This window comes from Pseudomonas sp. MF7453, assembly GCF_016405455.1.
In the GTDB taxonomy this organism is placed as follows: domain Bacteria; phylum Pseudomonadota; class Gammaproteobacteria; order Pseudomonadales; family Pseudomonadaceae; genus Aquipseudomonas; species Aquipseudomonas paralactis.
In genome coordinates this window covers 212,478-237,060 of the sequence record NZ_JAEKCN010000006.1, presented here as the reverse complement: position 1 = coordinate 237,060, position 24,583 = coordinate 212,478, and the positions used below count along the sequence as shown (strand labels likewise).

Annotated in this window: 27 protein-coding genes and 1 tRNA gene; 12 read left to right on the top strand and 16 right to left on the bottom strand. The window is 57.9% G+C overall.

Annotation, left to right across the window (positions count from 1 at the left end; genetic code table 11):
* Window positions 1-8 precede the first annotated feature (8 nt).
* The 3 genes from JFT63_RS11935 to JFT63_RS11925 all read left to right on the top strand — a co-directional run bounded on the left by JFT63_RS11935 (window position 9) and on the right by JFT63_RS11925 (window position 1,239).
* Window positions 9-392, top strand: a complete 384-nt coding sequence (locus JFT63_RS11935; RefSeq protein ID WP_057703394.1) for a hypothetical protein — start codon at window positions 9-11, stop codon at window positions 390-392.
* 98 nt (window positions 393-490) lie between these two features.
* Window positions 491-952 (top strand): hypothetical protein, encoded by a 462-nt coding sequence (locus JFT63_RS11930; RefSeq protein WP_198844012.1) that lies wholly within the window; start codon window positions 491-493, stop codon window positions 950-952.
* Window positions 934-1,239, top strand: coding sequence for a hypothetical protein (locus JFT63_RS11925; RefSeq protein ID WP_157243926.1), 306 nt, complete (start codon window positions 934-936; stop codon window positions 1,237-1,239). Before JFT63_RS11930 ends, JFT63_RS11925 begins: the two co-directional genes overlap by 19 nt.
* Window positions 1,240-1,508: 269 nt before the next feature.
* On the opposite strand, the gene JFT63_RS11920 is transcribed toward JFT63_RS11925, so the two are convergent.
* Together JFT63_RS11920 and JFT63_RS29595 are read right to left on the bottom strand one after the other, a co-directional pair.
* Window positions 1,509-2,894 carry an IS4 family transposase gene (locus JFT63_RS11920; protein ID WP_198844011.1) on the bottom strand — a complete coding sequence of 462 codons (1,386 nt, stop codon included), beginning with the start codon at window positions 2,892-2,894 and terminating at the stop codon, window positions 1,509-1,511.
* Window positions 2,895-3,020: 126 nt separating this feature from the next.
* On the bottom strand, window positions 3,021-3,257 hold the full coding sequence (locus JFT63_RS29595) for a hypothetical protein (protein ID WP_233102284.1): 237 nt from the start codon (window positions 3,255-3,257) through the stop codon (window positions 3,021-3,023).
* Window positions 3,258-3,803: 546 nt separating this feature from the next.
* On the opposite strand from JFT63_RS29595, the gene JFT63_RS11910 reads away from it, so the two are divergent.
* From JFT63_RS11910 to JFT63_RS11900, 3 genes are all read left to right on the top strand, one after another.
* A complete protein-coding gene (locus JFT63_RS11910) occupies window positions 3,804-4,022 on the top strand; it encodes a hypothetical protein (protein ID WP_198707832.1) in 219 nt (72 codons plus the stop codon).
* A gap of 633 nt (window positions 4,023-4,655) precedes the next feature.
* Window positions 4,656-6,515, top strand: coding sequence for a calcium-binding protein (locus tag JFT63_RS11905; RefSeq protein WP_198844010.1), 1,860 nt, complete (start codon window positions 4,656-4,658; stop codon window positions 6,513-6,515).
* A gap of 180 nt (window positions 6,516-6,695) precedes the next feature.
* Window positions 6,696-7,211 (top strand): DUF6622 family protein, encoded by a 516-nt coding sequence (locus tag JFT63_RS11900; RefSeq protein WP_198844009.1) that lies wholly within the window; start codon window positions 6,696-6,698, stop codon window positions 7,209-7,211.
* Window positions 7,212-7,342: 131 nt separating this feature from the next.
* On the opposite strand, the gene JFT63_RS11895 is transcribed toward JFT63_RS11900, so the two are convergent.
* Window positions 7,343-7,429 (bottom strand) — tRNA-Leu (locus JFT63_RS11895).
* 139 nt (window positions 7,430-7,568) lie between these two features.
* Between JFT63_RS11895 and JFT63_RS11890 the strand changes: the two genes are divergently transcribed.
* A complete protein-coding gene (locus JFT63_RS11890; RefSeq protein ID WP_233102283.1) occupies window positions 7,569-7,826 on the top strand; it encodes a hypothetical protein in 258 nt (85 codons plus the stop codon).
* 135 nt (window positions 7,827-7,961) lie between these two features.
* Here JFT63_RS11890 and JFT63_RS11885 read toward each other — a convergent pair whose 3' ends face one another.
* Entirely contained in the window at window positions 7,962-8,489 is a 528-nt protein-coding gene (locus JFT63_RS11885) for a DinB family protein (protein ID WP_057703388.1), read from the bottom strand.
* A 125-nt stretch (window positions 8,490-8,614) separates the two neighbouring features.
* On the opposite strand from JFT63_RS11885, the gene JFT63_RS11880 reads away from it, so the two are divergent.
* Window positions 8,615-9,307 carry a tellurite resistance TerB family protein gene (locus JFT63_RS11880; RefSeq protein ID WP_057703622.1) on the top strand — a complete coding sequence of 231 codons (693 nt, stop codon included), beginning with the start codon at window positions 8,615-8,617 and terminating at the stop codon, window positions 9,305-9,307.
* Here JFT63_RS11880 and JFT63_RS11875 read toward each other — a convergent pair.
* The 6 genes from JFT63_RS11875 to JFT63_RS11850 form a co-directional block, all read right to left on the bottom strand.
* Complete coding sequence (locus JFT63_RS11875; protein ID WP_198844008.1) at window positions 9,304-10,125, bottom strand: hypothetical protein; 822 nt, start codon at window positions 10,123-10,125, stop codon at window positions 9,304-9,306. The two genes, JFT63_RS11880 and JFT63_RS11875, sit on opposite strands and share 4 nt — an antisense overlap.
* A gap of 18 nt (window positions 10,126-10,143) precedes the next feature.
* Complete coding sequence (locus JFT63_RS11870) at window positions 10,144-10,491, bottom strand: DUF2493 domain-containing protein (protein WP_005788155.1); 348 nt, start codon at window positions 10,489-10,491, stop codon at window positions 10,144-10,146.
* 64 nt (window positions 10,492-10,555) lie between these two features.
* A complete protein-coding gene (gene mgtA / locus JFT63_RS11865) occupies window positions 10,556-13,270 on the bottom strand; it encodes a magnesium-translocating P-type ATPase (protein WP_198844007.1) in 2,715 nt (904 codons plus the stop codon).
* A gap of 234 nt (window positions 13,271-13,504) precedes the next feature.
* Window positions 13,505-13,798 carry a hypothetical protein gene (locus JFT63_RS11860; RefSeq protein WP_198707837.1) on the bottom strand — a complete coding sequence of 98 codons (294 nt, stop codon included), beginning with the start codon at window positions 13,796-13,798 and terminating at the stop codon, window positions 13,505-13,507.
* A gap of 319 nt (window positions 13,799-14,117) precedes the next feature.
* Window positions 14,118-14,729, bottom strand: coding sequence for a LysE family transporter (locus JFT63_RS11855; protein WP_198844006.1), 612 nt, complete (start codon window positions 14,727-14,729; stop codon window positions 14,118-14,120).
* A 204-nt stretch (window positions 14,730-14,933) separates the two neighbouring features.
* Complete coding sequence (locus JFT63_RS11850) at window positions 14,934-16,217, bottom strand: arsenic transporter (protein WP_057703384.1); 1,284 nt, start codon at window positions 16,215-16,217, stop codon at window positions 14,934-14,936.
* Window positions 16,218-16,439: 222 nt separating this feature from the next.
* On the opposite strand from JFT63_RS11850, the gene JFT63_RS11845 reads away from it, so the two are divergent.
* The 4 genes from JFT63_RS11845 to JFT63_RS11830 all read left to right on the top strand — a co-directional run bounded on the left by JFT63_RS11845 (window position 16,440) and on the right by JFT63_RS11830 (window position 18,256).
* Window positions 16,440-16,655 (top strand): hypothetical protein, encoded by a 216-nt coding sequence (locus JFT63_RS11845; protein WP_057703383.1) that lies wholly within the window; start codon window positions 16,440-16,442, stop codon window positions 16,653-16,655.
* 71 nt (window positions 16,656-16,726) lie between these two features.
* The gene (locus JFT63_RS11840) at window positions 16,727-17,422 is read left to right on the top strand and encodes an AzlC family ABC transporter permease (RefSeq protein ID WP_057703382.1); all 696 of its coding nucleotides are present in this window, start codon (window positions 16,727-16,729) and stop codon (window positions 17,420-17,422) included.
* Window positions 17,419-17,730 (top strand): AzlD domain-containing protein, encoded by a 312-nt coding sequence (locus tag JFT63_RS11835; protein ID WP_057703381.1) that lies wholly within the window; start codon window positions 17,419-17,421, stop codon window positions 17,728-17,730. Before JFT63_RS11840 ends, JFT63_RS11835 begins: the two co-directional genes overlap by 4 nt.
* A gap of 172 nt (window positions 17,731-17,902) precedes the next feature.
* Window positions 17,903-18,256, top strand: a complete 354-nt coding sequence (locus JFT63_RS11830) for a hypothetical protein (RefSeq protein WP_057703380.1) — start codon at window positions 17,903-17,905, stop codon at window positions 18,254-18,256.
* Between the two features lie 148 nt (window positions 18,257-18,404).
* Here JFT63_RS11830 and JFT63_RS11825 read toward each other — a convergent pair whose 3' ends face one another.
* From JFT63_RS11825 to modA, 6 genes are all read right to left on the bottom strand, one after another.
* Complete coding sequence (locus JFT63_RS11825) at window positions 18,405-19,109, bottom strand: YoaK family protein (protein ID WP_057703379.1); 705 nt, start codon at window positions 19,107-19,109, stop codon at window positions 18,405-18,407.
* A gap of 69 nt (window positions 19,110-19,178) precedes the next feature.
* Window positions 19,179-20,813 carry an ABC-F family ATP-binding cassette domain-containing protein gene (locus JFT63_RS11820; protein WP_198844005.1) on the bottom strand — a complete coding sequence of 545 codons (1,635 nt, stop codon included), beginning with the start codon at window positions 20,811-20,813 and terminating at the stop codon, window positions 19,179-19,181.
* Window positions 20,814-20,937: 124 nt separating this feature from the next.
* Window positions 20,938-21,987: a DNA topoisomerase IB gene (locus JFT63_RS11815; RefSeq protein ID WP_198844004.1), complete on the bottom strand. Its 1,050-nt coding sequence runs from the start codon at window positions 21,985-21,987 to the stop codon at window positions 20,938-20,940.
* A 74-nt stretch (window positions 21,988-22,061) separates the two neighbouring features.
* A complete protein-coding gene (modC, locus tag JFT63_RS11810) occupies window positions 22,062-23,141 on the bottom strand; it encodes a molybdenum ABC transporter ATP-binding protein (RefSeq protein WP_198844003.1) in 1,080 nt (359 codons plus the stop codon).
* Window positions 23,142-23,146: 5 nt separating this feature from the next.
* Entirely contained in the window at window positions 23,147-23,827 is a 681-nt protein-coding gene (gene modB, locus JFT63_RS11805) for a molybdate ABC transporter permease subunit (RefSeq protein ID WP_198844002.1), read from the bottom strand.
* Window positions 23,828-24,577, bottom strand: a complete 750-nt coding sequence (gene modA / locus JFT63_RS11800) for a molybdate ABC transporter substrate-binding protein (protein ID WP_198844001.1) — start codon at window positions 24,575-24,577, stop codon at window positions 23,828-23,830.
* Between the last annotated feature and the right edge of the window lie 6 nt (window positions 24,578-24,583).

The window sequence follows — 24,583 nt, the reverse complement described above, 5'->3', positions numbered from 1 at the left end:
GAGCGGATATGCAAACGATAGGAAGTAATGTAGATGGGGTTGAAAAACTTTCGATCATTCCAGGATTTAATTTATACAATTTGAATCTCGTATTAAGCTTTAACGTTCGGCAAGAACACTCGGGAGAGGATGTCTCAACGTATGAGATTGGGCTTGTCATGCTTTATGAGTTTGAGCGTTCTGAGTTTGAAGTTTGCTTAAGGTTTATGGGGGTGAGTCGGTTTAAAGTTCCCGAAGTGAACGGTGCTTTTTACTTGAGCGAGATAGAGCTGGAAAATGTTTCGGCAGATCAGCTTGAAGGCATCAATTTTAGGTTTAAAGATCATGGAGGTTCTGGATTTGAAGTGCTGTCTCGTGGGTTTTCAGTTTTAAGCTGCAAGCCTCGTGACTGAAGCCGCGGACGAAAAAAGGTGACAGATTTATATGATTAGAATCCGGGGTTTCAAAAATCCTTAAAAATAAATCTGTCCCTGTGCGGGTCGAGTTTTTGATGGATGCTGTGCTCGGGGAGGTCAAGTCCTCAGGCGTAAAAACTGGAAGTAAAATTTTTGCTAACGGTGCAAAAGGAGTGTCGGGGTCCGCTCTGACGAGGGACGAATTGATTTCGGGATTGCCTGTAGGCACTAAAATCACCCCAGGAAGTGTGGTTGATATCCGTAGGTTGCCAGATGGCCGAACAGTCTGGCTGGAAAAGGGTACTGATGCTGCCGGATTGCAACATATCTACAAACGACACGAAGCCGACTTTGTCAACACGGGCATCTCACGTGATGACATTCCAAATGTTGTAATGAGTGCTCTTGAGCGTGGCAAAGTTGTCGGGACCAATGGTTCGGCTAATGTTTATCGCATCACGCACAATGGTGTTGAGCAAAACATCGCAGTTGGGGTTGGCTCAAACGGCTTCGTGGTTCGAGCTAATCCGGTAAGTTCTTGGAAACCATTGCCATGATCAGGTTAAGACTAACGAGTGAGTATTTGGCTGGGCCGATATTCTGCCCAGATCCGGATAGAATGGGGCACGTTGATATTGAAGATTTACCCCTTTGTCCAGAGCTGAGGGTCAAAATCAGTGAGTGGGACGGTGAGTATCAATCGACGTTCAACAACGACTACCCGCCCGATTCTTGTTTTGCCACGCCTGAGGCAGAGCTTCGGCATAAAGCAGAGGGAGAGGAACTGGCCAAATCGATGCAGCAAGAACTAGGGAGCAGTTATATGGTTGAGTATTGCCCATAGTCGATAATTAGTCGGTGCAAAAGAGGTAGCAGGTACTGCTAAGACAGGACAGCCGGAACTCGTTGAAAAGAAAGGAACTTTTCCAGACGAAGTGTTTACGGGGAAAAAACCGCATCAGACCACGCCTGGAACAGGGAGTACAGCACAAGAAAGGTATAACCCTGCGACTGGGAAGTTGGAGAAAAAAGGTGACAGATTTATTTGATTTGACGAGTCCTTTTAGATATGGCGAGTGAGTCTCCGGAAAATAAATCTGTCCCGAATGGCACTTACTTAACCTTCTTCGGGTGTCCATTTCTCCTGACCTCGGCCCTAGCCGCCGAACGCGTCTGCATCAGCATCGGGTAAGGCTTGGGCCTTCGTTTTATGGCGCGAGGCTCAATCCGTCCCGGCCGGTTTCCGACACGTTTCCTGGCGATCAACCTGAGTAAATTCGGTACCCCATCGTCTTGTTCGTCGGCACCGTACTGCTGCATCGCAAGGCATAATTGGAGGCTATGTTTAAAGCTAAGCTCGCGTGGCAAACAATCCGCTAACAGCGCTGATTGGGCCATGATCATCCGAATCAAATTATGCGCTAGCAGATACACCCATAATTCTTTTACAGCCATGCCAGGCGTCTTGCAGCTCAGCGTTTCAAGACCCAGCGTTGTCTTGATATTGCGCAGATCCAATTCAACATGCCAACGGTCTTTGTACAATGATTTTAGCCCGGCTTTAGGCACTTGTTGCGGGCAGTTCAAAGTGGTTACCAGGATTTTTCCATCGGTTTTCAGTTCACGTACTGTCAGTGTTTCAGGCGCTTCTTCGTAAGAAGCCTGGCTCATCCAAGAAGGTCGCTTCTTGGTCTTTGTCAGCTCAACCAAATGATCCTCCGACCCAAGCGATTGCCCGAGCCGAAAGTCCGTACTGCGCCGTCTGGCGCCGTATTGTTCAAACACGCCGTCAATCCCGCGACGTCGCAGTTCGCACAGCAAAAAGTATGTCGCGTAGTAGGCATCGCCCAGCACAATATCGCCTCGATTCAGTGTACCGAGCATCGTTCTGAGTAACGTCTGCTCATCGCCACCTTTGCCTCGAAAGCGCCCCAGTGAGGCGTCTAAAACGGCACCACTGGACAGGCAAATGATTCCTACCAAACGACAAATGGGAAAGCCCAACCCTGCTTTCTGGCCACGAGATTGCGGATAGGCAGCTTGATTGGCCGCAGTGTCTGGCATGGTCACTGTGGTGCCATCCACGAGACGTACCGGGCGACCCATCCAGCGCCATGACGGTGGCACGCTGTTACTCATCGAGGATCCCGTGGAGCGCAACAATGTTGAAACCATCTCTACCGGTAACCGCGCCCGTGCTTTGCAATAAGCGCCGGTGTAGACACTGCTGGGGCTTAGCCCATCGCAGCAACGTTTGATCGAAAAATCATTCACGGCCTTCTGACAAGAACGGTCGGCATTCATGGCCTGAGCCAGAAACATCGACAGTGTTTCAGTCGGCGGGAATAAGCGTTGACGATGCTTGGGAATCACTGACTCGGCACGCTGTAGCAGCGCCGGATCGGCTAGCAGCTTAAAGAATGCATGGGCGTTGCTGTTTTTGGCGTGCTGCTGAATGCGCTGCTGTTGATGCCTGACGATTTGACGTCTACGATTCACGCGGGCTGTCCTTGTTCGAGTGGTGTGTGTTCGCAACTATCACCGTAGACCAAGGACGGCCTTTTTTCATTTTTTTGTAGTCATATCAGCTGGTTAGCTGTTAAGGAAGTGCCATTCGTGACAGATTTATTTGATTTGACGAGTCCTTTTAGATATGGCGAGTGAGTCTCCGGAAAATAAATCTGTCCCCTTTTGTCGTCGCCCTTTTGTCGGTCCCCTTTTGTCGTAGCTTTCGTTGAGCTGGCTCATCAGGTCGTCGCGTGCCTGGCTTTCGACCTGCTCGGATGCGCCCAGGAACAGCACGGCGGGGCTACCGTCGGGCTTCTTGTCGATCTTGTGGATGACGCTATGGCGTACAGGCATTTCGTTTACCTCAGGTAAGCGCCGCCCTCCGTTACCGGTGGTGGCAATTTGGTTTTGGTGGGCTATAACTTGTGAGCTGGCATTAGGCTAGCGGAAACACGTGAGGTGTCTATGCGAGTAAGGACTTGGATAGGTTGGTCAGTCGTCTTGGTTTTTTCTGGACCAGCTATGGCTGACCCTGTCGTAACGGTCAAATACAATGAACGCTGCGGTTTCGCCTCAGCTGGCCAAATCGCACATCTGATAAATAGCGATGCCAAACGGGCATATAAGGTCGTTGTTAAAGAGATCTTCAATCCATGGGGCGGGGGAAAGCCAACGGAAGCTTTAAAGCCCTTCACTCTTCAACCCTCAGAGGATCTTTCCTTGCAGTGCAGCTACGGCGACGACCACTATCCATACAAAATGAGATGGGTAGTCTTAAGCGAAACCCCAAGCTGAGTATCGTGCTTGTTTAGGTAGGTACCATTCTCCGGGGCAATGGAAATTTTGTATTGGCGGCGGTATTACGGGTGACCGGCATGGAGCCGGCTCAAGGAGAGACAGATGCCAACAGATCGTGAAGTCGCATTGGAACAGGCGCTCGTCGCTATAATTGCAGCCGCCGAAACAGGCGGTGTGGACGTCGGAAATATCATTAAAAAGGCCGGCTTATATATCGTCGACAGCGGCAGCCCTTATCAAATTGCCAGCAACGCCTACGGGGTTCAGGCCGCGCAAGAGATTAGTAATGCCCACTCACTGGTGCTATCAAGGACGGAGTAACAATTCAAGCCGCATTGCGCTGGCATAATACCTGCTGCCGCGCGGCTTCAAACTCGCTGCCGAGAATCTCGGCGGCGCACTCGATGTTTTCGTTTCCATCCTCAGGCCAAGGTTCAGGTACACGACCCCATCTAGTTCGAAGAACACACCGCCGCACATCCAAAGCGCGCCGGTTTTAGGTTGATGATAAGAGCCTGGATAGACTGAGTCGTGCTGTTGAGGAAACGCTAAGGGCATTTTCCGAGCGCTAGGCCATGGCTGTAATTGATCTTAGGTTTATTTGGCTCCGAAATAGAATTGCATCCATTCAAAACTGGGCATTACATCCAATGCCGCTTGACCGGTCGGTCACGAAGCATACAGATATTTCCGTAACGCTCGGTAAACACTGCTCATGGCAGTTATGTCGTATGTATTCCTAACAACATACTCCTGTAATCCGATAACCGGTCGCTTCCCCACCGTACTCCTACGCTAATGTTGACAAGCTTCCTTAATGGTCAAAGTCGATATTAAGAAAAGAAGCAGCCTGAACAGAATGCACAATAACAACTTCAACGCATATGTTTAGCCCGACGTATCAGTTATTGCCGTCGACTTCGGTGTTGATCGCTGGGCTCAAGGAGTACTGACATGGCTATATTCGATTACAAGGGGCAAGATGCCCGTGTCCTGATTTCAGATGCCTGGAACCTCGCCACTTACACCAGTGGTGTCGCAACCGTAGGCGCGCTCTACAACCTTCCAGGGGCGGTACTGGGGGAGGGCAACACGTTTGCATTGCCCAAAGGCTGGCGTGAGATCGGTGCCAATGAACTGAGCGTTGATAGCAGTCACACTGATATCACTGGAAGCTTCACCGGCGAAGGTGTGTTTGGCTCCCAGGCCAGGGTGTTTGGTCAATACGATGACAGTGGTCAATTGCTGAAAATGGGGTTTTCCATTGCCGGCACCAACTCCCTGACTGATCTGCTGGGCTGGCCGGCCATGATCGATAACTCCTATATCAACGGCTATGAGTACCTGCTCGATTCAATCAAGGATTACGCGATAGACCACAACCTGAGCGGCAAGGATGTGCTGGTAACCGGCTACAGCCAGGGCGGCTCAGTCACTAACAGCATGTATATCGGCAAGGACACGCTGGCAGACGGTTTCTTCAGGGATTCAGATTACTTTGGCATGGAGTCGCCCAAGTCCAGCAACAGCGACGGAATCTACAACTTCGGTTTTGAAAACGATGTGGTGCACCGCCTCACCGGGCAGGAAACCAACGTGGGAAGCGCCATCATCGACGCTCTTCAGGGGAGTGACGCCAGTTACACCTCGACGACCGACAATATCGTGCTGTTCGATACGATCTACGCCCTGCCAACCTGGCCCAACGGTCCGTTTTCCATCGCCAACTTGTCAGGATGGGCTGCGCACCTCGAAGGTATTTTCATCAACCCCATCCAGCGTATCGCCCAGTCGACGTTCTACGATTACATCGAGCGCGATAGCACCATCGTGATCAGCAACCTCGATGCGATCAGCCGCAGCTTCACCTGGGTCAGCGACAAACAGACCGCCACCTCCAACCATTACGGCACACCGGCCTTCCTGCTCGGTACCGACAGCGCAGACAAGCTGCAGGACGGTCGCAGTGATGACTTTCTCGACGGGTTCAGTGGTGACGACAGTTTCCGGGTCAGCACCGGTACCGATATCGTCGCCGGCGGCGCAGGCGATGACAAAGCCTTCCTTAAAGGTGCGGCGTCTTCCTACGAAGCGGTAAAACTGAGCGACGGTACGTTGTTTTTGAACGATAGCAGCGGGCACTATGGCCTTAAGGAACTGCATGGCGTAGAGCATGTGGAGTTCGAGACAGGCCTTGCCAATACGCTCGGTCAGTTGCCTGTCATCGGTGGCATCTTCAGCGGGATTGGGCAGGCGCTGACGCCGTCTTATACGGTCACCAGTGGCAAGCTGGATTTTGATGGCCTGTTCGGCGCCGACAAGGCTTACGCCAGATCCATTGAAGGTGGCCAACTGGCCGACACCTTGAAAGGCACCGCGGCGCGCGATCTGATATTCGGCCAGAACGGCAATGATCGGCTCGACGGTGGTGCCGGCAATGACCTGTTGCACGGCGGTGACGGTAACGACACGCTGTTGGGCGGCACGGGTAACGACTCGCTGTATGGAGCCAGTGGTAATGACGTCTTGATCGGCGGGCAGGGCAATGACCAACTCAGTGGTGGTGTGGGCAGCGACTTGTTCGTGTTCGATCAACGCGGATTCGGCCACGACGTGATCAGTGACTTCAATATCCATCAGAACGGGCATGATGTGCTGGTGTTCTCAAAATCGCTGTTTGCGAGCGCCGATGCGGTCCTCGGCTCCGCTACCCAGAATGGGAATGACAGCGTGATTCTGGCGGGGGACAGCAGCGTCACCCTGGTGGGGTTCAATGCGGCACAACTGAGTGCCGAGATGATCAGCGTGGTCTGAAGCGGCACGCTCAAGCGTGACGGTAAAAACCTCACAGCGTCATTGATGCTGTGGGGTTTTTTCTTGCTTTTTGAGTCAGGCCCAATCCGGGTGTTACCACTCGCCTTATCTGAAATAAGTGGCAACAGTCCTGAGGCTGTGCCAGCATCCGGTCACATCTTTTGGCAAGGACGCTGAACAATGCTCGATGCTCTGGAAGGCACGCCACTCTGGGTTTACGGCGCATTTCTCTTGGTCTGGTATTACGGTTTAAGTGCTCGGAAAACCAATCGTGAAAGTCTACGGTCTCTGATCATCACACCGGCTGTCCTGGCGGTTTGGTCACTTTTTTCCATCAGTTATTTAGATCGCGTTGAGTTGGCTGTGGGTAGCTGGCTTGCCGGAATAATGTTGGGCAGCTTGACCTCCCTGGTGTTATTTCCCCGACGCGGCCTCACCTTTGACGAGGCACGCCGGCAATTGATCGTTCCCGGCACCTGGAAAGTACTCGGTATCTCTCTGCTCTTTTTTGCTGTGAAATATTTCATTGGTTATCAAGCCGCCGTGCATCCAGCTACGTCGGCCGACGCAAAAATGATAGTGCTTGCGGGTGTTGCATCAGGGTTCACGATTGGGTTGTTCTGTGGCCGCGCAGCTGTCTTCTGCCGGGCATTGCTCTCGCTTCGAGATAACAACGAAAGCGAACGAACGATTTGATCTCGCCCCGCCGTAGATGGCTATTGCAAATTTTTTTAAATAATCGTTCGACAGGACGCCGATGAAGGGAAATTGCGGAACAGAAAAGATAAGGGCCTGCCCAGGTTTCCCCGGCAAGCCCTTGATATCTATGGTGCCCGAACCCGGAATCGAACCGGGACGCCCTTACGAGCGGGGGATTTTAAGTCCCATGCGTCTACCAGTTTCGCCATTCGGGCGGTAGCGCGGTGTAGCAGGGTTGGGAATATATAGATCCAGTCGCTTCAGCGCAACCTCAAAGCCGGTTTTCCCGAATAAAGATGCGCAGGAAAAAGCTTGGCAGATCAGTGATCTACAGGGCCTTTGTGTCAAGTCCTGATGAACGCACGCTACGCAGGAACAAGCCCCATAAATGACAGTCATTGCGATATGCCATTTCGGCATGCGTTTGATGAGTTCAAGTGCAAGGACGGTTCGAGTGCCAGTAGCAGTGACAGCCAGCTGTCGAGTCTCAAGCGCACGATGGATGAACAGAAGAGCACGATAGAGCGGCAGAAAAGCGAGATCGACGGGCTCAAGCGCAGCCTGGATGATTTGAAGCGAAGTGTGGAGACGTTGAGCAGCAAGGTGAAGTGACGGCACTGATACTGTGGGCAATATAGGGCAACTGTGGGAGCTGGCTTGCCTGCGATGCAAGCACCTCGGTTTGTCTGTCACACCTCGGCGATGCAATCGCAGGCAAGCCAGCTCCCACATTGACCGTGTCGGCCTTCAGTCAATCAGCGCCAGCAAATCGGTGATCCCCACATCCACGCCCGCCTGGCTCAGCAGTGTCGTCACCTGGCCGCGGTGGTGAGTCTGGTGGTTGAAAAAGTGCACCAGCAGACCGAAGAAGGGTTTCTCGGCGGCCACGCCGCGCATGTTGTGATAGCGCAGGCGCTGGTCCAGATCAGACTCCTGCAGCGTATTGGCCCAATCGATGATCAATTGATCCAGCCAGGCGCGATGGGCTGACAGTTCACGCAGGTTGGCAAAGGCCAACTGTTTGAGATCCATTGGCGTAGGGATGTCACTCAACGGTGCCAATGCGCGAAAGTCCGCCGGGTGTTCGGCAAAGCGCTTGAGCCAGACTGTGTCGCCCAGCTTCAGGTGGTTCAGGGTGCCGAGGATCGAGCCGAAAAACGCCTGGCGATCCACCCTCAGCTCCGCATCGGTCAAGGTGCCGGCGGCGTCATAAACCTTGCGATTCATCCATTGATTGTAGCGGGCCATCAACGCAATATGCTCGATGCGATTCACCGCGGTTCTCCCTTGTCGGCGTGGTGGCACCATCATAAAGCTTGCCCGCCCGGCGGTCATGGTGTTCCATCGCAGGCGAACTATGTTTGATGAAAGCCACTATTGCGCCCCGGGAGGGCGACACCATGAATACCAGCGATCTACTGGAACAACTGTTGCGAGCAGGGCAGCAAGGCGGCGGCGCTTCGGGCGGCGGCCTGGGCGGATTGCTTGGAGGCTTGTTGAAAGGCGCCGGTACCGGCAATGCATCGGCCGGTGGCGGCTTGGGTGGTTTGCTGGGTGGCCTGGGTGGCTTGTTGGGCGGCGCACCGGCCGGCGGTACCACCCAGACGCGCAGCGGCGGGATGAATTATGCAGCCCTGGCGTCCCTGGGGATGGCCGCATTCCAGGCGTATCAAGCGTGGCAACGTCAGCAGGCGACTGCGCCGCAGCAAGCTATCCAGACCGTCGACCAGCTTGACGGCGCCGAGGCCGAAGCGCATAGCCACGGGGTATTGCGTGCGTTGATCGCAGCGGCCAAGGCAGACGGCAAGATTGATGAACAAGAGCAACAGATGATCTCTGCCGAGATAGGCCGTCACACCGACGACCCACAATTGCAGCAGTGGCTCGATGCCGAAGTCGCCAAGCCACTGGATGCCGCAGATTTCGCTGAATATGCCCATGACCCGGCACTCGCTTCGGAGATTTACCTGGCCAGCGTCATGCTGGTCAATGATCAGCAGGACGCCGAGCGCAACTACCTGGACGATCTGGCCGGGCAGCTGCAAATTGATCCGCAGTTGCAAGTACACCTGGAGCAACAGGCCAAGGCCTAGAACCTCAAGGTCGCCCCAGTGGTCAGCCACTGGGCACGGTCTCCAGTCAAACTGCGCCCGACCACCAGGTCCACGTCGACAAATTTGCCGACGTGGAATCTCGGGCCCGCTTGCCACGCCTGCTCACCGCCTTCCTGGCCATAGCGTTCGCCAACCAACGTCAACATCTGCGCAAGCTGGTATTCGAAACCCGCGCCCCAGGTCAGGCGGTGCTGTTGTGCTCCATCGTTATAGGCATGGTTCCAGCCGGCGTTCAGGTTCAGGCGCAAGGCATCCATGGCCTGCCACGTTAACGGCAGGTTGAAGTCAGCGCCGTCGAATGCGTGCCGGCGATCGAGGGCAATGTGCGCACCGGCGGCGATTGCCAGCTCCAGCCCGAGGTCTTCTCGTGACAACAGCTGAGCCTTCACCTGTGGGCTGACTTGCGTTTCGCCCTTTCCTGCGTCAGTGGCCCGCGATAACGCCGCGCCCCACTGCACCCATGGCAGGCCACTGAATGTGCAGGCCGGGGACAAGGTTTCGTTATGCGTACTGCCAGCGTGCCGGTTGGCGGTGTGCCAGGCATCGACGTTGCATTCGCCAGGCGCATTGATCGCGCCATCATCCACCACGTAGGCGCCGCCGGCGGCATTTGCCTTGGAAACCAGGGCGAGGAGTAACAGCGTGCCCAGCGTCACGCCGATAAAGATCAGGTTGCGCTGCAATGCGCGGCGCTTGGCCGGTGGCAGGAGCAGCAGGGTGGGACGCGCCCTGCGCAAGTGGCGCGCGCGATATTTGGCGAACCCGTCCGTGTGCTTCGGGTTGTGTGGGTTGTGCATGATGCACCTCGTTTGAATTCAGCTTTCTACGGTCAGCACCGAAATGCCGCTGGCTTTGGCCTGGCAGACCAGCTCCGAGGTATCGTCACCGCCGGGCAGGGCGATGATCAGGTCGGGGCGGCTGTCGGCCAGCATGAAGTGGTTGCGCTGGCGTTCTGCCTGTTTGCCGTGGCGCTGCCAATTGGGTGGGTAGCGCACGACGTCGATCCCGATTTCACGCGCCCATTCCTCGATCTCGCTGCCGAGAAACTGGTTGCCGCCGTGGATCAATACCTGCACCGGGTGCAGGCGGTGGTAAGCGTCCAGCACGTGGCGGGACTTTTTGGTGTCGGCGTAATGACGACCTGCACAGATCAACACGCGCATGAGCAAATCCTTGTATTGCACGCTGGCGACCGGGCGGCCGCCAGCGTTCGAACGGCGGGGAGGGTCAGTACCACTGCTTGAAGCGGCGGATGTAGATGGTCTTCATCAGTTGGGCCACGCAGCAGTAAGCCAGCAGGGTGCCTACCAGCCATGGGAAGTACGCCATCGGCAGCGGTTGCAGGCCCACCAGGGTGCCCAGCGGTGAGAACGGCACATAGATGCCCAGGGCGATCACGATGCAGGTCATCATCAACACCGGCCAGGCGGCGGTGCTCTGGAAGAACGGGATCTTGCGGGTGCGCAGCATATGCACCACCAGGGTTTGCGAGAGCAGGCCCTCGATGAACCAGCCGGACTGGAACAGCGTCTGCATTTCCACACTGTTGGCCGAGAACACGTACCACATCAGCGCAAAGGTGGTGATGTCGAAGATCGACGAGGTCGGCCCGATCCAGATCATGAAGCGGCCGATGTTTTTGGCATCCCACTTGCGCGGTTTAGCCAGGTATTCCTTGTCCATCTTGTCCCAAGGCAGGGCCAGTTGGGAGATGTCGTACATCAGATTCTGCAGCAGCAGGTGGATCGCCAGCATCGGCATGAACGGAATGAACGCACTGGCCACCAGTACCGAGAACACGTTGCCGAAGTTGGAGCTGGCGGTCATGTTCAGGTACTTCATGATATTGCCGAAGGTTTCGCGGCCCTTGAGCACGCCTTCTTCCAGCACCATCAGGCTCTTTTCCAGCAAGATGATGTCGGCCGACTCCTTGGCGATGTCGGTGCCGCTGTCCACCGAAATACCCACATCGGCATCCCGCAGCGCCGGCGCATCGTTGATGCCATCGCCGAGAAAGCCCACCGTATGGCCGTTGGCTTGCAGCGCCTTGAGCACGCGGGATTTTTGCAGCGGTGTCAGCTTGGCGAACACCGTGCGTTCTTCGACGCGGCGCAGCAGGGTGGCGTCGTCCATCGCTTCGATTTCCACGCCCAGCAGAGGCTCGCCTGGCTCAAGACCGACCTGACGGCAGATCTTGCTGGTAACCACCGCGTTGTCGCCGGTGAGGACTTTGACCGCGACACCAATTTGCTGCAGCGCGGCAATCGCAGGGCCGGCGGTTTCCTTTGGCGGGTCGAGAAAGGTCAGGAACCCCTGGATCACCAGGTTACGCTCATCGGCCGTGGTGTATTGCTGACGCGCCATTGCCTTGGGAATATGGCGGGTCGCAACCACCAGCACCCGGAAACCGTCTTCGTTGTAGTCGTTGGCAATCGCCAGCAGCGCCTCGCGGCGGCGATCGTCCAGCGGCACGGCGGCGCCGTCTTCCAGGGCGTGGGTTGAAATGCTCAGCATCTCTTCCACGGCGCCTTTGCATACCAGCAACTGATCACCGGCGGCATCCTTGACCACAATAGACAGGCGACGGCGGACAAAGTCGAAGGGCAATTCATCGACCTTGCTGTAGGCAAATGGCACCTGGAACTTGGGATTTTGCTCCGCGAACTGCACCACGGCCTGGTCCATCAGGTTCTTCATGCCGCTCTGGTGGAAGCTGTTGAGCCAGGCCAGGGACAGCACGGCGTCATCGCGCCGGCCAAAGGCGTTGACGTGATGCTCAAGGATGATCTTGTCCTGGGTCAGGGTGCCGGTCTTGTCGGTGCACAGCACATCCATCGAACCGAAGTTCTGGATCGCATTGAGGCGCTTGACCACCACTTTGCGCTTGGCCATGGCCGTGGCGCCCTTGGCCAGGTTGGCGCTGACGATCATCGGCAGCATTTCCGGGGTCAGGCCGACAGCCACCGCCAGGGCAAACAGAAAGGCATCGCCCCAATCGCCCTTGGAGAAGCCATTGAGGAAGAACACGATCGGCACCATCACCAGCATGAAACGGATCAGCAGCCAGCTGACACTGTTCACCCCACGGTTGAAGGCGGTCTGCACCCGCGAGCCTACAATCGCCTTGGCCAGGGAGCCAAAGTAGGTGCGTGGCCCTGTTGCCACCACTACCGCTTTGGCGCGGCCACTGACTACGTTGGTGCCCATGAAGCAGATGTTCGGCAGGTCCAGCAGGTTGCCCTGGTCGGCGGCCAGGCTGGACGCGGATTTTTGCGTGACGTCGCCCAGGGTGTCGTACTTCTCCACCGGCAAGGCTTCGCCGGTCAGTACGGCCTGGCTGATAAACAGGTCGCGGGACTCGATCAGGCGGATGTCGGCGGGGATCATGTCGCCGGCCGACAGCTGCACGATATCGCCCGCCACCAGTTCGCGCATCGGCACCTCACGCAGGATGGGCTGGGCGCCGACCTGTTCGCGACGCAGCACGGTGGCGGTGGTGCGCACCATGGCTTTGAGGGCCTCGGCGGATTTGGCCGAGCGGTGTTCCTGCCAGAAGCGCAGCAGGCTGCTGAGCAGCACCATGGTCATGATGATGATGACCTTGGTCGGGTCAGCGTCTTCGCCTTCCTGCATGGGCAGCCAGCAGTCAGTGATGAAGCTGATGCCGCCCAGGGTCAACAGCACGTAGATGAACGGGTTGTTCAGCGCCTGCAGGAACTGGACGAGGGCGTGGGGCGGCTTGTCGTGGGCAACTTCGTTGTAGCCTTCGCGGTGCAGACGCGCCGAGGCGTCCAGTTCGGTCAGGCCGTCCTGGCTGGCACGCACATTGGCGAGGGTGGCCGCCAGGCCGTTCTGGGCTTCGCGGGCGGCGCGCATCGACAGTTTGGTGTCGGCAGCGGTGCCATTTTTCTTGTGCAGAGGCGTGTTTTTTACGGCGCTCATTGTGTGTACTCCTGTCGCCAATTCTCGACAAAACATACCCGTTACTTACCTGCATACAGGCGAGCGAAAGCATGCCGAGCCGCGGACTTCGCGATCGGTTTAAATAAGTATTCAGATAACTTTTACAGTGCCCGCTAACAGCGCGTTAGTTAACGAACGTGCAGCGGGCTACTACTGGACATGTTCATAAAGAACTCCAGGGTATTAATAAAAAATTGGGTGTTTCCAGCCGGGTCAGGCGGCGCGAGCGCTCACATGCAGACCGAGCATCAAGCTGGCTTGTGCCAGGCTGGAAACCTTGGGTCTCTGTGGGTCTTGAGGGTCGGCGTGATCCCAGTGCTGCGCCAGTTGGCCGCTTTCAGGGCAGATGCGCCAGTGCGCCAGCGGTGGTGCCGGGCGTGCTTGAGGGGAGGGTGCAACAAAGGTCGAGCGGGACGCGCAAACGCCTGCGGGCGCACGGCACAGCTTGGCTCGCAGGGCGACAGCAAGCGTGCGTACATCAGGCAAAGCAATGAGTTGGAAGGTCATAACACACCTCGGGACCGGACGGGCGACCGGTGAGGCAGTTACGGTGGAGCATCAAGCTCTAGCGCAGCTTACCGGACCTGGAAGGCGAGTCCTGTCATATTCTGGATTTGGCGCCCGATGCCCGCTGATGCGGTGCTCGGACAGCGACTAGATACTGTGTCCATTGGCTTCTTTTGTGAGGTTTAAAAAAGGCCCCCAATTGCGGGCAGGGGCAATCTACTCAGGCGCTAACAGAATGTCAACGCATGTTTAATTAAATTAGCCTGTGTTCAGAGTTCATTCAGACAACAGGCATGAGTAAGTTGCTGGATATATAACTTCATATGCCTTGAGCGGCGAGTATCGCCAGATAGATCAATACCACACCGCAAGCCGCATAACTGACGCGCTGCCAAGTGGGTGAGGCGTTCTTGCGCAGCAGATTCACCAGCGCGGCGACCAGAAAGCACGAAAGCACTGACGCCAGCATGAAGCCTGCAAAGAACATCAGAGTTTGCCCGTGGCTCGGAGTGGAGCCGACGATGCCGGAAAGCGCGCTGCCCAGCGCGCCCCAATAGACAATATTCTTCGGGTTGGCCAGCGAGATCGCGGCGCCCACGGCCAACGCATTTTTGCCTGAGGTGGCGGGGGTGTCGTCGGCGGCTGGTAGCTGCCAGGCGTCAATCAAACTACGGATGCCCAGCCAGGCCAGGTACAGCGCACAGATCACCGTCAGTGGCACGCGCACCGCATCATGCTGGATCAGCAGCGCGATACCGGTAAGTCCGATCACCGCCCAGACTGCATCACCGACCAGGGAACCAAACTGCACCATCAGCGCCGGTGTGAAACCATGGAGCAAGCCGCGGCGCAGGGTCTCCGCCAGCACGGCGCCGGGAGAGAGGCAAAATACAAAACCGAATACCAGCGCATAGACAAAGATCGACAGCATGCCAAGTTCCTTTCGAGAAAGTGCCAGAGCATACGTCAGTCTGGAAGGCCGATACCACGTCCTCTGTAGGAGCGAGCTTGCTCGCGAAAACGTCAACGATAACGCGAGTTTCCTGAATGAATGCGGCGCCGGTGAGTTTTTCGCGAGCAAGCTCGCTCCGACAGAAGCTGCGGCGTTGAGGCAATACTTTCGTTGCAGGCTCCTTTAAACGCTCAGGCGCAAGGCGAGGGCGGCGAGGGTGATCAAGAGCACCGGCAACGTCAGCACGATGCCGACCTTGAAGTAGTAACCCCAGGTAATGGTGATGCCTTTGCGTGCCAGAATATGCAGCCACAGCAACGTGGCCAGGCTGCCAATGGGCGTGATCTTGGGGCCCAGGTCGCTGCCGATCACGTTGGCATAGATCATCGCGTCCTTGACCACGCCCACGGCATGGCTGGACTCGATGGACAGCGCACCAATGAGCACCGTCGGCAGGTTATTCATCGCCGATGAGAGCAGCGCCGTCAGCACGCCGGTGCCCATCGCCGCGCCCCATACTCCGTAGGTCGCGAAGGTGTCCAGCCAGGTCGCCAGGTAGTCGGTCAGCCCGGCGTTACGCAGGCCGTACACCACCAGGTACATCCCCAAGGAAAAAATCACGATCTGCCACGGTGCTTCCTTGAGGACTTTGCGCGTGGAAATCTTGTGGCCCTTGGCGGCAATCACCAGCAGCAGCACGGCGCAGACTGCGGAAATCGCGCTGATGGGAATGCCCAGCGGTTCAAGGGCGAAACAGCCGATCAACAAAATACCCAATACCCACCAACCGGCGCGGAACGTCGCTGGGTCATGGATGGCACTGGTGGGGTCTTCCAGGTCGGCCGGGTCATAGGTTTGGGGGATGTCCCGGCGGAAAAACCACAGCAGCACTGCGAGGGTCGCGGCGACGCTGACCAGGTTCACCGGCACCATCACGGCAGCATATTCGTTAAAGCCGATCTTGAAATAGTCAGCCGAGACGATATTGACCAGGTTCGACACCACCAATGGCAGGCTCGCCGTATCGGCAATAAAGCCGGCACCCATGACGAATGCCAGGGTCGCCGCCGGTGAAAAGCGCAAGGCCAGCAGCATCGACATCACGATGGGCGTGAGAATCAACGCTGCGCCGTCATTGGCAAACAGTGCCGACACCAGTGCGCCCAGCAGCACCATATAGGCAAACAACCGCCTGCCGCGGCCACGGCCCCAACGCGCCACATGCAGGGCTGTCCAGGCAAAGAAGCCGGCCTCGTCGAGCAACAGGCTGATGATGATCAGCGCGACGAAGGTGCCCGTGGCGTTCCAGATGATGTGCCACACCACCGGGATGTCCGCCAGGCTGATTACCCCGCAACCCAGTGCCAGAATCGCGCCCAGGCTGGCACTCCAACCCACGCCAAGTCCCTTGGGTTGCCAGATGACCAGTACGATGGTGACGAGGAAAATCGCAATTGCGACAAGCATGAATAAACGCTCCGATGGCTCAGCACCCAATGCTGGCCTGTTGTGGTCTGCCGCCCATTGCTGTCAGACGCAGTGCGTCTATACGTATTTTCATATTTCCGGTCAAACCTTGTTTCATTTGACCTGGATCAAAAACCCGCAAAACAGCCACAACTGTTTGAAATTAAACTGAAACACAAAGGTCCTAAAGTGCCTGCCCATTGCTGAGAAAGGAAGAACTGTGTGACCCGTGCCACTCGCAACCTGCGCAAGATCCTGGATTCCGTCGCGGAAAATAACGAAACCGCGGCGTTCGACCTGATGCGCGCCGTGGAAAAACTCGGCGATGAGGTGCTGCGCCAGCGTTTGCTCAACACCATCCACCGGCTGAACCAGGACGCGTACGAACTGCGTGAAGCGCGGGATTCGGTAGAGCAGGTTTCGGTAAGGCTCGCCTGAGCAAGATCGTTCAAGACAAGCCCCTGATTGCACTGGCATGCTTGTCGACTGTCCGTCGATGAGCCGTTTCCATGCCCACTGCATTACCTCATTACGCCTTCACCCGCGGCGCCATTGCCGTTATTCCCTTGTCCCTGGCCTGTGCCCCGTGGGGATTGCTCGCCGGCTCCATGGCCATCGATGCGCAATTTACCCCGCTGCAAGCCCAAGGTTTGTCTGCCATCGTGTTTGCCGGTGCGGCACAGCTGGTGGCCATTGGCATGGTCAAGAGCGGTGCCAGCCTGATTTCCATTGTGCTGACAACCTTGTTGCTGACCTCTCAGCACCTGCTGTATGGCATGCACATGCGGCCCACATTGTCGTCGCTCAACACCCGGTGGCGCATGAGCCTGGGTTTTCTGCTGACCGATGAGTTCTTTGCCCTGGTCAACCACTATGACCGCCAGACGTTCAATCGCTGGTACGCCCTGGGTGTCGGCCTGACGTTTTACATCATCTGGAACCTCTTCACCCTGGCCGGCATTGTGCTGGGCAAAAGCATACCGGGCCTTGACCAGTTGGGGCTGGAGTTCTCTATTGCCGCGACTTTCATCGCCCTGATCACCCCGGTGGTACGCGATGTGCCGACTGTGGTGTGCGTCGCGGTTTCGCTGCTGTGTTCGGTGTGGTTGAGTTATTTGCACTGGGAATCGGCGGTGGTGGTCTCGGGTGTTCTGGGGATGAGCGCAGGTTTTGCCTGCAAGCGATTGGGAGTCGGGCAACGATGATTTACTTGATGATTGTGGCCATGGGCCTGGTGGTGTTTTTCAACCGCTACGTGTTTCTTGAGCCGCGTTTGCCGGTGCGGCTCAATCGCGGCGCCCGTGAGTTCCTCGGTTTTGCCGTGCCGGGTATGCTCACGGCGATCTGCGGGCCGATTATTTTCCTGGCCGATCATCAGCTCAACCTGAGCCCGAGCAACCCGTACCTGCTGGCCGGTATCTGCGCCGTGGCGTTGATGTTCTGGACGCGCAGTGTGTTGATCACGGTGCTGTTGAGCATGGCGCTGTTCTATCTGTTTCGCTGGTGGTTCTGACGTCCAGGCAAAAAAAAGCCCGCGGGAGGGCGGGCAGAAGGGAGACTTCCAAAAAATGAGCCTGCCAACTATAGACGGCAGGTTGGCCCGTCACAGTGAAACAAAGTTCATGGGCGCGTCAGTTGGCCGCGGCACAGTGGTAGAGTCACGGTTTTTCCAAGGAAGCACAGGCATGTTCAAGATGGTAATCGGCGCATTGGTACTGGCCGCACTGGCCGGTTGCGCGGGCTCGAAGATGAAAGAGGCGCGTGCAGGCAGCCCCTACAAAACCCTGGCATCGGACAAGGCCACCCTGGTGGTTGCCCAGTGCATTCAGTTCGGCTGGCAGGATGAGCGCGTGTTTGGCGTTGATGCCGGCGGTTTCAAGGAAGCCACCGAGGCCGGTGGTTACACCGTCTACACCACGGCCGGCGACTACTTTGTTGACATACAAAGCACGGGAGCGGGTTCTACCGTCAAATACTATGCCGTGGAAGACAACATGCCGGCCAAACGACGCCTGGCAGCGCTTGCCACTTGTCTGTAATACCTTGCCTTAGCCCATTTCCGAAACGCCTGGCGGGACAGCCGCCAGGCATTGCCTTATGATTCACTCGCTCGCTCGACGTGATGGCTCTTTACCGGTACACGGATGTCGAGGCTTAAACGTCGAGCGAGCACCTCTTTGTTTAGCCTCAACGCGGCATAAAACCCAAGTGCCAGCGTCGCGGAATCATCAGTGTCACCAGCCCCAATAACCCCGCCAATGCACCACTGACCCACAGTGCGCGCAGCCCCATCTGTTGCTCCAGCAGCGCGCCGATCACGGCACCGACAAACATCCCGGCCCACGGAATCAATTGCACGCGCCAACCATTGCGGCGCTCGCCCAGTAGCCAGCGCCCCAGCCCGCGACCAAAACGCGAAAGCGCCCCGGTGACGTAAGTGAGCCCCACGGGTAACCCGTTCACTTCTTCGACCGCCGCGTTAAGCATACCCATGGCGATAATCGCCGCGAGCAACGCGGGCAGGGTGTCGGTCGCCGGCCACAGCGCCGCGCCGCAAAGCAAGGCACCGATGCACAGTAACAACGGCAGTGCGTGGCGCTTGCTGAAGCGGCTGACCACCACGCCCAAGGCATTACCGACCACAAAGGTGGCAACCAGCAACACCAGACGCCCGGTGAGCCCCAAGTCACCGGCGCTGATGGCCACCGCCAGGCGCGTGGTGTTGCCGCTCATGAACGAGACGAAATCGCCGCTGGCCATAAAACCGATGGCATCGGTCATGCCCGCCAGCACCGACAGGCAGGCCACCAGCATCAAGCCCACCCGGCCACGCCAGCGCTGGCGATGGGCAAGCGTGGCGTTGGTGGAAGGCTTGCGGGACGAAGGCAGCATGGGGCTGGGTTCCTCGATGAGATTATTCGGCCACTACCGTAGGCCGCTTTTCCTCTACGCGCAATGGCCTCAGGCACGCTCCAGTTGCCAGCCTGTGGGGTGCCAAGTCAGGTGGTGAGTGGGCTCGATCGCCTGTAAGAATGCATCATCGTGTGACACAGCCAGCATTGCGCCGGTAAAACCCTTTAAGGCCTGTTCAAAGGCAAGCACCGACTCCAGGTCCAGGTGGTTGGTGGGTTCATCCAAGAGCAACAGTTGTGCTGGTGTATCACGCCACAACGCAACGGCCATGGCGGCTTTCAAGCGCTCGCCGCCGCTGAGTTGCCCAGTCGGTCGTGTGACCCGTGAAGCGTCCAGTTGCAGCAGCGCCAGGCGCGTGCGCAGTTCGGCTTCGGCCAACGGTGTGTCGAGCAGGTTGAGCTGCTCGACAATGCTGCACTGGTCATCCAGCAACGCCAGATGTTGATCGATATAAGCGCTGGGCACCGCAACCGCACACTCGCCACTGACCGCCTGCCACTGGCCGGCAAGCAATTTGAGCAGGGTGGATTTACCGCAACCGTTCGGCCCGCGCACGGCGACGCGTGCGGCCCCCGCCAGGCTGATCGTCAGGTAGGTGGCCAGGGCCTGGGGGTCGAGCCAGGGCAATTGCGCATGTTCCAGCATCAGGACCTGCCGGCCGTTGGGTACTGCCGAGCCTGGCAGTGCGAGCAGGGTCGGCGTTTCATCCACCACGCGCTCGTAGGCTTGGCGCACCTGGGCGTCGAGTTGATGTTTGTGCTCGTGGTGGGCACTGCGCACCGTACTGACGATCTCCTTGGCTGCGCTTTTCCAGCGTGCCTTGGTAAAACGGTCGACGTTGGCGGTCTCGGCCTGTTTGCGTGAGCGCGCGGCATGGCGCTGGAGGTTGTCATGGTCTTTTTGCAAGCGCCGACGCTCACGGCTACGTTCCTGGCGCGCGTGTTCCCAGGCTGCGATGGCGGCGTGCTGTTGGGCATCGCGTTGCTGTTGATAGGCAGCGTAGTTGCCGCCATACACCTGAACGCCAAGGGGTGATAATTCGATGATACGCCCCATGGTGTTGAGCAGTTGGCGGTCATGGCTGACCACCACCAGGCCGCCGCGCCAATCGGCCAGTTCCTGCAACAGCCACTCACGCCCGGCGCTGTCGAGGTGGTTGCTGGGTTCGTCGAGAATCAACAACTGCGGCGTCGCCAACAGCGCCCCGATCAGCGCGACCCTGGCCAGTTGGCCGCCGCTGAGTTGGTCGGCCTGGGTGGCGGCGGTGAGTGTGGGCAAGCCTGCGGTATCCAATGCCAGGCGCAGGCGCTCTGCCAGGTCCCAGCGATCATCAATCAGTTCCAGATCCCCCAGGCGACCGTCGCCGCGTGCCATACGCTCAAGGGCGGCCAGGGCAGGGGCGGTGCCGGTGATGTGGGCGACAGTTTCTCCCGCTTGAATCGTTAACGCCTGGGGCACGTAGATCAGGCTCGCTGGTCTTTTCAAGGCGCCTGAGGAGGGTTGCAGGACGCCGGCCATCAACTTGGCCAGAATACTCTTGCCACGTCCATTGCGCCCGACGATGCCGGTGCGGGTGCGATCAATGGACAGGCTCACGTCCTTCAGCAAGGTTTCGCCATTGGCGAACTGGAAAGACACGTGTTGCAGGGAAACAAGAACGGGCAGGCGGTTGACGTCAGTCATCAGCACCTCCAAAAAAATGTCGAACAGGCCAACAAGCGCGCCAGGCGGCTCGTTGCGGATACATTTTGGAAGGCTTAGTTGTTCACGTCGGCGGTCGTCCCGTAAATCAGAAGGGACGCGAAGGCTAACCCACCTTGGCTTTGTGCGGCAAGTCTTCGGCCAACTTCTCCAGGAACATCGCCAGGGCAACTTCTTCGGCTTTCAGACCCTTGCGCACTCGTGGTTTGGGCAGTTTCGATAATTCACCAAGGCTGAAATGTTCAAGCACCGCCGGATGGATATAGCACTTGCGGCACACGGCCGGCGTGTTGCCCAATTGCCTGGCCACGTCCTTGACCATGCCCACCACATGCCGCTTGGCGTCTGACTCTGGCTGCCACGCCAACTCGCGCAACACGGCCAATGCCATCGCGGTGCCCGCCCAGGTGCGGTAGTCCTTGGCGGTGAAGTCTTCGCCGGTGAGTTCGTGCAGGTAAGCGTTGACGTCATGGGAGCTGACCGTGTGGCGTTCCCCGTCTTCGTCCAGGTACTGGAACAGGTTCTGCCCGGGCAACTCCATGCACCGCTTGACCACGCGAGCCAGGCGTCGGTCCTTGACGCTCACTTGGTGCTCGACACCGCTTTTGCCGCGAAACTGAAACTGGATTTCGCTGCCCTTGATGTCCACATGCCGATTGCGCAACGTAGTCAGGCCGTAGGATTTATTCTCGCGGGCATACTGGGTGTTGCCGACGCGGATCAGCGTGGCGTCCAGCAACATCACCACCGTGGCCAGCACTTTTTCACGGGTAAAACCGGGTTCAGCGATTTGGGCTTCCAGCTGTTTGCGCAACTTGGGCAAGGCGCTGCCGAATGCCTGCAACCGCGAATACTTGTCGCTGTCACGCACTTCGCGCCAGCGTGGGTGGTAACGGTATTGCTTGCGGCCACGGGCATCACGGCCGGTGGCTTGCAGATGGCCGCGCGGGTCGGCGCAGATCCATACATCGGTGTAGGCGGGCGGCACGGCCAGCGCGTTCAGGCGTTTGATTTCATCGGCATCGGTAATGCGCTGGCCTTTTGTGTCCAGGTACTGGAATTTGCCCCGCAGCTTTTTACGGCGGATTCCAGGTTGGGTGTCATCTACATAATGCAGGTCGCGGGGCAGGTCGGTGGGCAACGAAGAGTCGGGCATGGGGCGGGTTCCTTGGCAACAAATCAGGCCGGTATGACTGATTGACCGCAGCGCTTTGCGGTCGTGCCAATTGCTTAAGCCAGCACCGCCACCGCCTTGATTTGCGCCCACAGCACCTGGCCCGGGTGCAGTTGCAACTGGTCGCGGGAGAAACGCGTGATACGTGCCAACAGTGGTGTACCGCCTGCATCCAGGCGCACCAGCACATGGGCGCTGTTATCGGCCTCCATGTCCTGGATGACGGTCACGGGCAAACGATTGAGGATGCTGCTGTGTTCCTCCGCGTGCAGGTTGAGGCTCACATCCCGTGCCTGGATCTTGACCCGCAACGGCTTGCCCACCGCCACCGGCGCATGGGCCACGCGAATCTGCAATGGGCAGTCAGGCAGTTGCAGAGTCAGCAACTGATAGTGCGCGTCGTAGGCAATGACGCTGCCGGCGATCACCACGCCGGCATCGTCGCCCAGGGCCAGGGGCAAATCGAGGCGCGCCAGGGTTTCGCCGATGGGGCCGCTGGCCAGCGCCTTGCCGTTGCGGAGCAGGACGATATGATCAGCCAGCCGCGCGACTTCGTCCTGGGCGTGGCTGACGTACAGCACCGGGATGTCGAGTTCGTCGTGCAGGCGCTCCAGGTATGGCAGGATCTCGTTCTTGCGCTTGCTGTCCAGGGCGGCCAACGGTTCATCCATCAACAACAGCCTGGGGCTGGTGAGCAAGGCTCTGGCAATGCCGACACGCTGGCGCTCGCCGCCGGACAGGTGTTGTGGGTGACGCTCAAGCAGGTGACCGATGCCCAGTAATTCGGTGGCCTGGGCCATATCCACACGCCGTTGCAGGCGTGGGATACGCTTGAGGCCGAACTCCAGATTGGCCCGCACCGACAGGTGGGGAAACAGGCTGGCTTCCTGGAACACATAACCCAGGGCGCGTTTATGCGGCGGTACGAACAACCCGTTGCGGCTGTCTTGCCAGACCTGATCGTTGATCTGCACAAAGCCCTCCTCGGCACGCTCCAAACCGGCGATACAACGCAAGCAGGTGGTTTTGCCGGAGCCGGACTGCCCGTATAACGCAGTCACCCCGCGCCCGGGTAATTGCAAGTCCACGTCCAGCGCAAAGGCGGAGTACTTCAGGTTCAGACGTATATTAATCATCGCGATCAGCTCCAGCTCATCCGGGTTCTGCGGCTGGAGTACAGCGCCAGCAATACGAGGAACGCGAACACCACCATGGCGCCGGCCAGCCAATGAGCCTGGGCATATTCCATGGCTTCGACGTGATCGTATATTTGTACCGAGACCACTCGGGTCTTGTCCGGAATGTTGCCGCCGATCATCAACACCACGCCGAACTCGCCGACGGTATGGGCAAAGCCAAGGATCGATGCGGTGATAAACCCCGGGCGTGCCAGAGGCAGGATCACCGTGAAAAACGTGTCCCACGGATTGGCGCGCAAGGTTGCGGCCACCTCCAGCGGGCGTGTGCCTATCGCAGAGAAAGCGTTCTGCAACGGCTGCACCACGAACGGCATGGAATAGATCACCGAGCCGATCACCAGCCCGGCAAAACTGAATGTCAGCGTGCCCAGGCCCAGCCATTGAGTGAACTGGCCGAAGTAACCGTTGGGTCCCATGGTCAGCAGCAAATAGAAACCGATAACCGTCGGCGGCAGTACCAGCGGCAAGGCGACAACCGCGCCGATGGGACCGCGCCACCATGAGGTGGTACGCGACAGCCACAGTGCAATCGGAGTGCCGATGACCAGCAGGATCACGGTGGTCAACGATGCCAGTTTAATGGTCAACCAGATCGCGGAAAGATCAGCACTCGACAGGGGCATTTACAGCTCGTAACCGTAGGATTTGATGATGGCAGCGGCTTTCGGGCCTTTGAGGTACTCAACCAGTGCCTTGGCAGCGGCGCTGTCTTTGCCCTTGTTGAGGATCACCGCGTCCTGTTTGATCGGGTCATGCATCGATGTCGGAACGATCCACGCTGAACCGCTTGTGACTTTGCCGTCTTTAAAGATCTGCGACAAGGCAACAAAGCCCAGCTCGGCGTTGCCGGTAGACACGAACTGATAGGCCTGGGTGATGTTCTGGCCTTCGACGAGCTTGTCCTTGACGGTGTCGGTCAGCCCTTGCCGGGCCAGTACCTGGGTGGCGGCCAGGCCATAGGGCGCGGCTTTCGGGTTGGCAATGGCCAGGTGCATGAACTGATTGTGCTTGAGCACTTCGCCCCTGGCATCCACATAGCCTTCTTTTGCCGACCACAATGCCAGGGTGCCGACCGCGTAGGTGAAGCGCGACCCCTTGAGCGTGTCGCCCTCGTTTTCGAGTTTCTGCGGGGTGGTGTCGTCGGCGCTGAGGAACACCTCGAACGGCGCGCCATTCTTGATCTGCGTGTAGAACTGCCCTGTAGCACCGTAGGCTGCGATGAGTGTGTGACCGGTGTCTTTTTCGAAGTCGGCGGCGATTGCCTGGATCGGCGCGGTGAAGTTGGCGGCCACGGCCACCTGCACTTCGTTGGCATGGGCCGAACCCAGGGCAAATACGGCAAGCAGGGGGGCCAGGCGCGAGATGCGGATCATCGTGAA

Excerpts from the sequence above, each read along its gene's own strand:
- JFT63_RS11850 (WP_057703384.1), bottom strand. The coding sequence starts at position 16,217 with ATGCTTGTCGCAATTGCGATTTTCCTCGTCACCATCGTACTGGTCATC.
- JFT63_RS11815 (WP_198844004.1), bottom strand. The coding sequence starts at position 21,987 with ATGCCCGACTCTTCGTTGCCCACCGACCTGCCCCGCGACCTGCATTAT.
- JFT63_RS11830 (WP_057703380.1), top strand. The coding sequence starts at position 17,903 with ATGTTCAAGATGGTAATCGGCGCATTGGTACTGGCCGCACTGGCCGGT.
- modB (WP_198844002.1), bottom strand. The coding sequence starts at position 23,827 with ATGCCCCTGTCGAGTGCTGATCTTTCCGCGATCTGGTTGACCATTAAA.
- JFT63_RS11880 (WP_057703622.1), top strand. The coding sequence starts at position 8,615 with ATGAATACCAGCGATCTACTGGAACAACTGTTGCGAGCAGGGCAGCAA.
- JFT63_RS11835 (WP_057703381.1), top strand. The coding sequence starts at position 17,419 with ATGATTTACTTGATGATTGTGGCCATGGGCCTGGTGGTGTTTTTCAAC.
- JFT63_RS11840 (WP_057703382.1), top strand. The coding sequence starts at position 16,727 with ATGCCCACTGCATTACCTCATTACGCCTTCACCCGCGGCGCCATTGCC.
- JFT63_RS29595 (WP_233102284.1), bottom strand. The coding sequence starts at position 3,257 with ATGCCTGTACGCCATAGCGTCATCCACAAGATCGACAAGAAGCCCGAC.
- JFT63_RS11875 (WP_198844008.1), bottom strand. The coding sequence starts at position 10,125 with ATGCACAACCCACACAACCCGAAGCACACGGACGGGTTCGCCAAATAT.
- JFT63_RS11820 (WP_198844005.1), bottom strand. The coding sequence starts at position 20,813 with ATGACTGACGTCAACCGCCTGCCCGTTCTTGTTTCCCTGCAACACGTG.
- JFT63_RS11930 (WP_198844012.1), top strand. The coding sequence starts at position 491 with ATGGATGCTGTGCTCGGGGAGGTCAAGTCCTCAGGCGTAAAAACTGGA.
- JFT63_RS11935 (WP_057703394.1), top strand. The coding sequence starts at position 9 with ATGCAAACGATAGGAAGTAATGTAGATGGGGTTGAAAAACTTTCGATC.
- JFT63_RS11860 (WP_198707837.1), bottom strand. The coding sequence starts at position 13,798 with ATGACCTTCCAACTCATTGCTTTGCCTGATGTACGCACGCTTGCTGTC.
- modA (WP_198844001.1), bottom strand. The coding sequence starts at position 24,577 with ATGATCCGCATCTCGCGCCTGGCCCCCCTGCTTGCCGTATTTGCCCTG.
- modC (WP_198844003.1), bottom strand. The coding sequence starts at position 23,141 with ATGATTAATATACGTCTGAACCTGAAGTACTCCGCCTTTGCGCTGGAC.
- JFT63_RS11890 (WP_233102283.1), top strand. The coding sequence starts at position 7,569 with ATGAACGCACGCTACGCAGGAACAAGCCCCATAAATGACAGTCATTGC.
- JFT63_RS11905 (WP_198844010.1), top strand. The coding sequence starts at position 4,656 with ATGGCTATATTCGATTACAAGGGGCAAGATGCCCGTGTCCTGATTTCA.
- JFT63_RS11910 (WP_198707832.1), top strand. The coding sequence starts at position 3,804 with ATGCCAACAGATCGTGAAGTCGCATTGGAACAGGCGCTCGTCGCTATA.
- mgtA (WP_198844007.1), bottom strand. The coding sequence starts at position 13,270 with ATGAGCGCCGTAAAAAACACGCCTCTGCACAAGAAAAATGGCACCGCT.
- JFT63_RS11855 (WP_198844006.1), bottom strand. The coding sequence starts at position 14,729 with ATGCTGTCGATCTTTGTCTATGCGCTGGTATTCGGTTTTGTATTTTGC.
- JFT63_RS11870 (WP_005788155.1), bottom strand. The coding sequence starts at position 10,491 with ATGCGCGTGTTGATCTGTGCAGGTCGTCATTACGCCGACACCAAAAAG.
- JFT63_RS11825 (WP_057703379.1), bottom strand. The coding sequence starts at position 19,109 with ATGCTGCCTTCGTCCCGCAAGCCTTCCACCAACGCCACGCTTGCCCAT.
- JFT63_RS11900 (WP_198844009.1), top strand. The coding sequence starts at position 6,696 with ATGCTCGATGCTCTGGAAGGCACGCCACTCTGGGTTTACGGCGCATTT.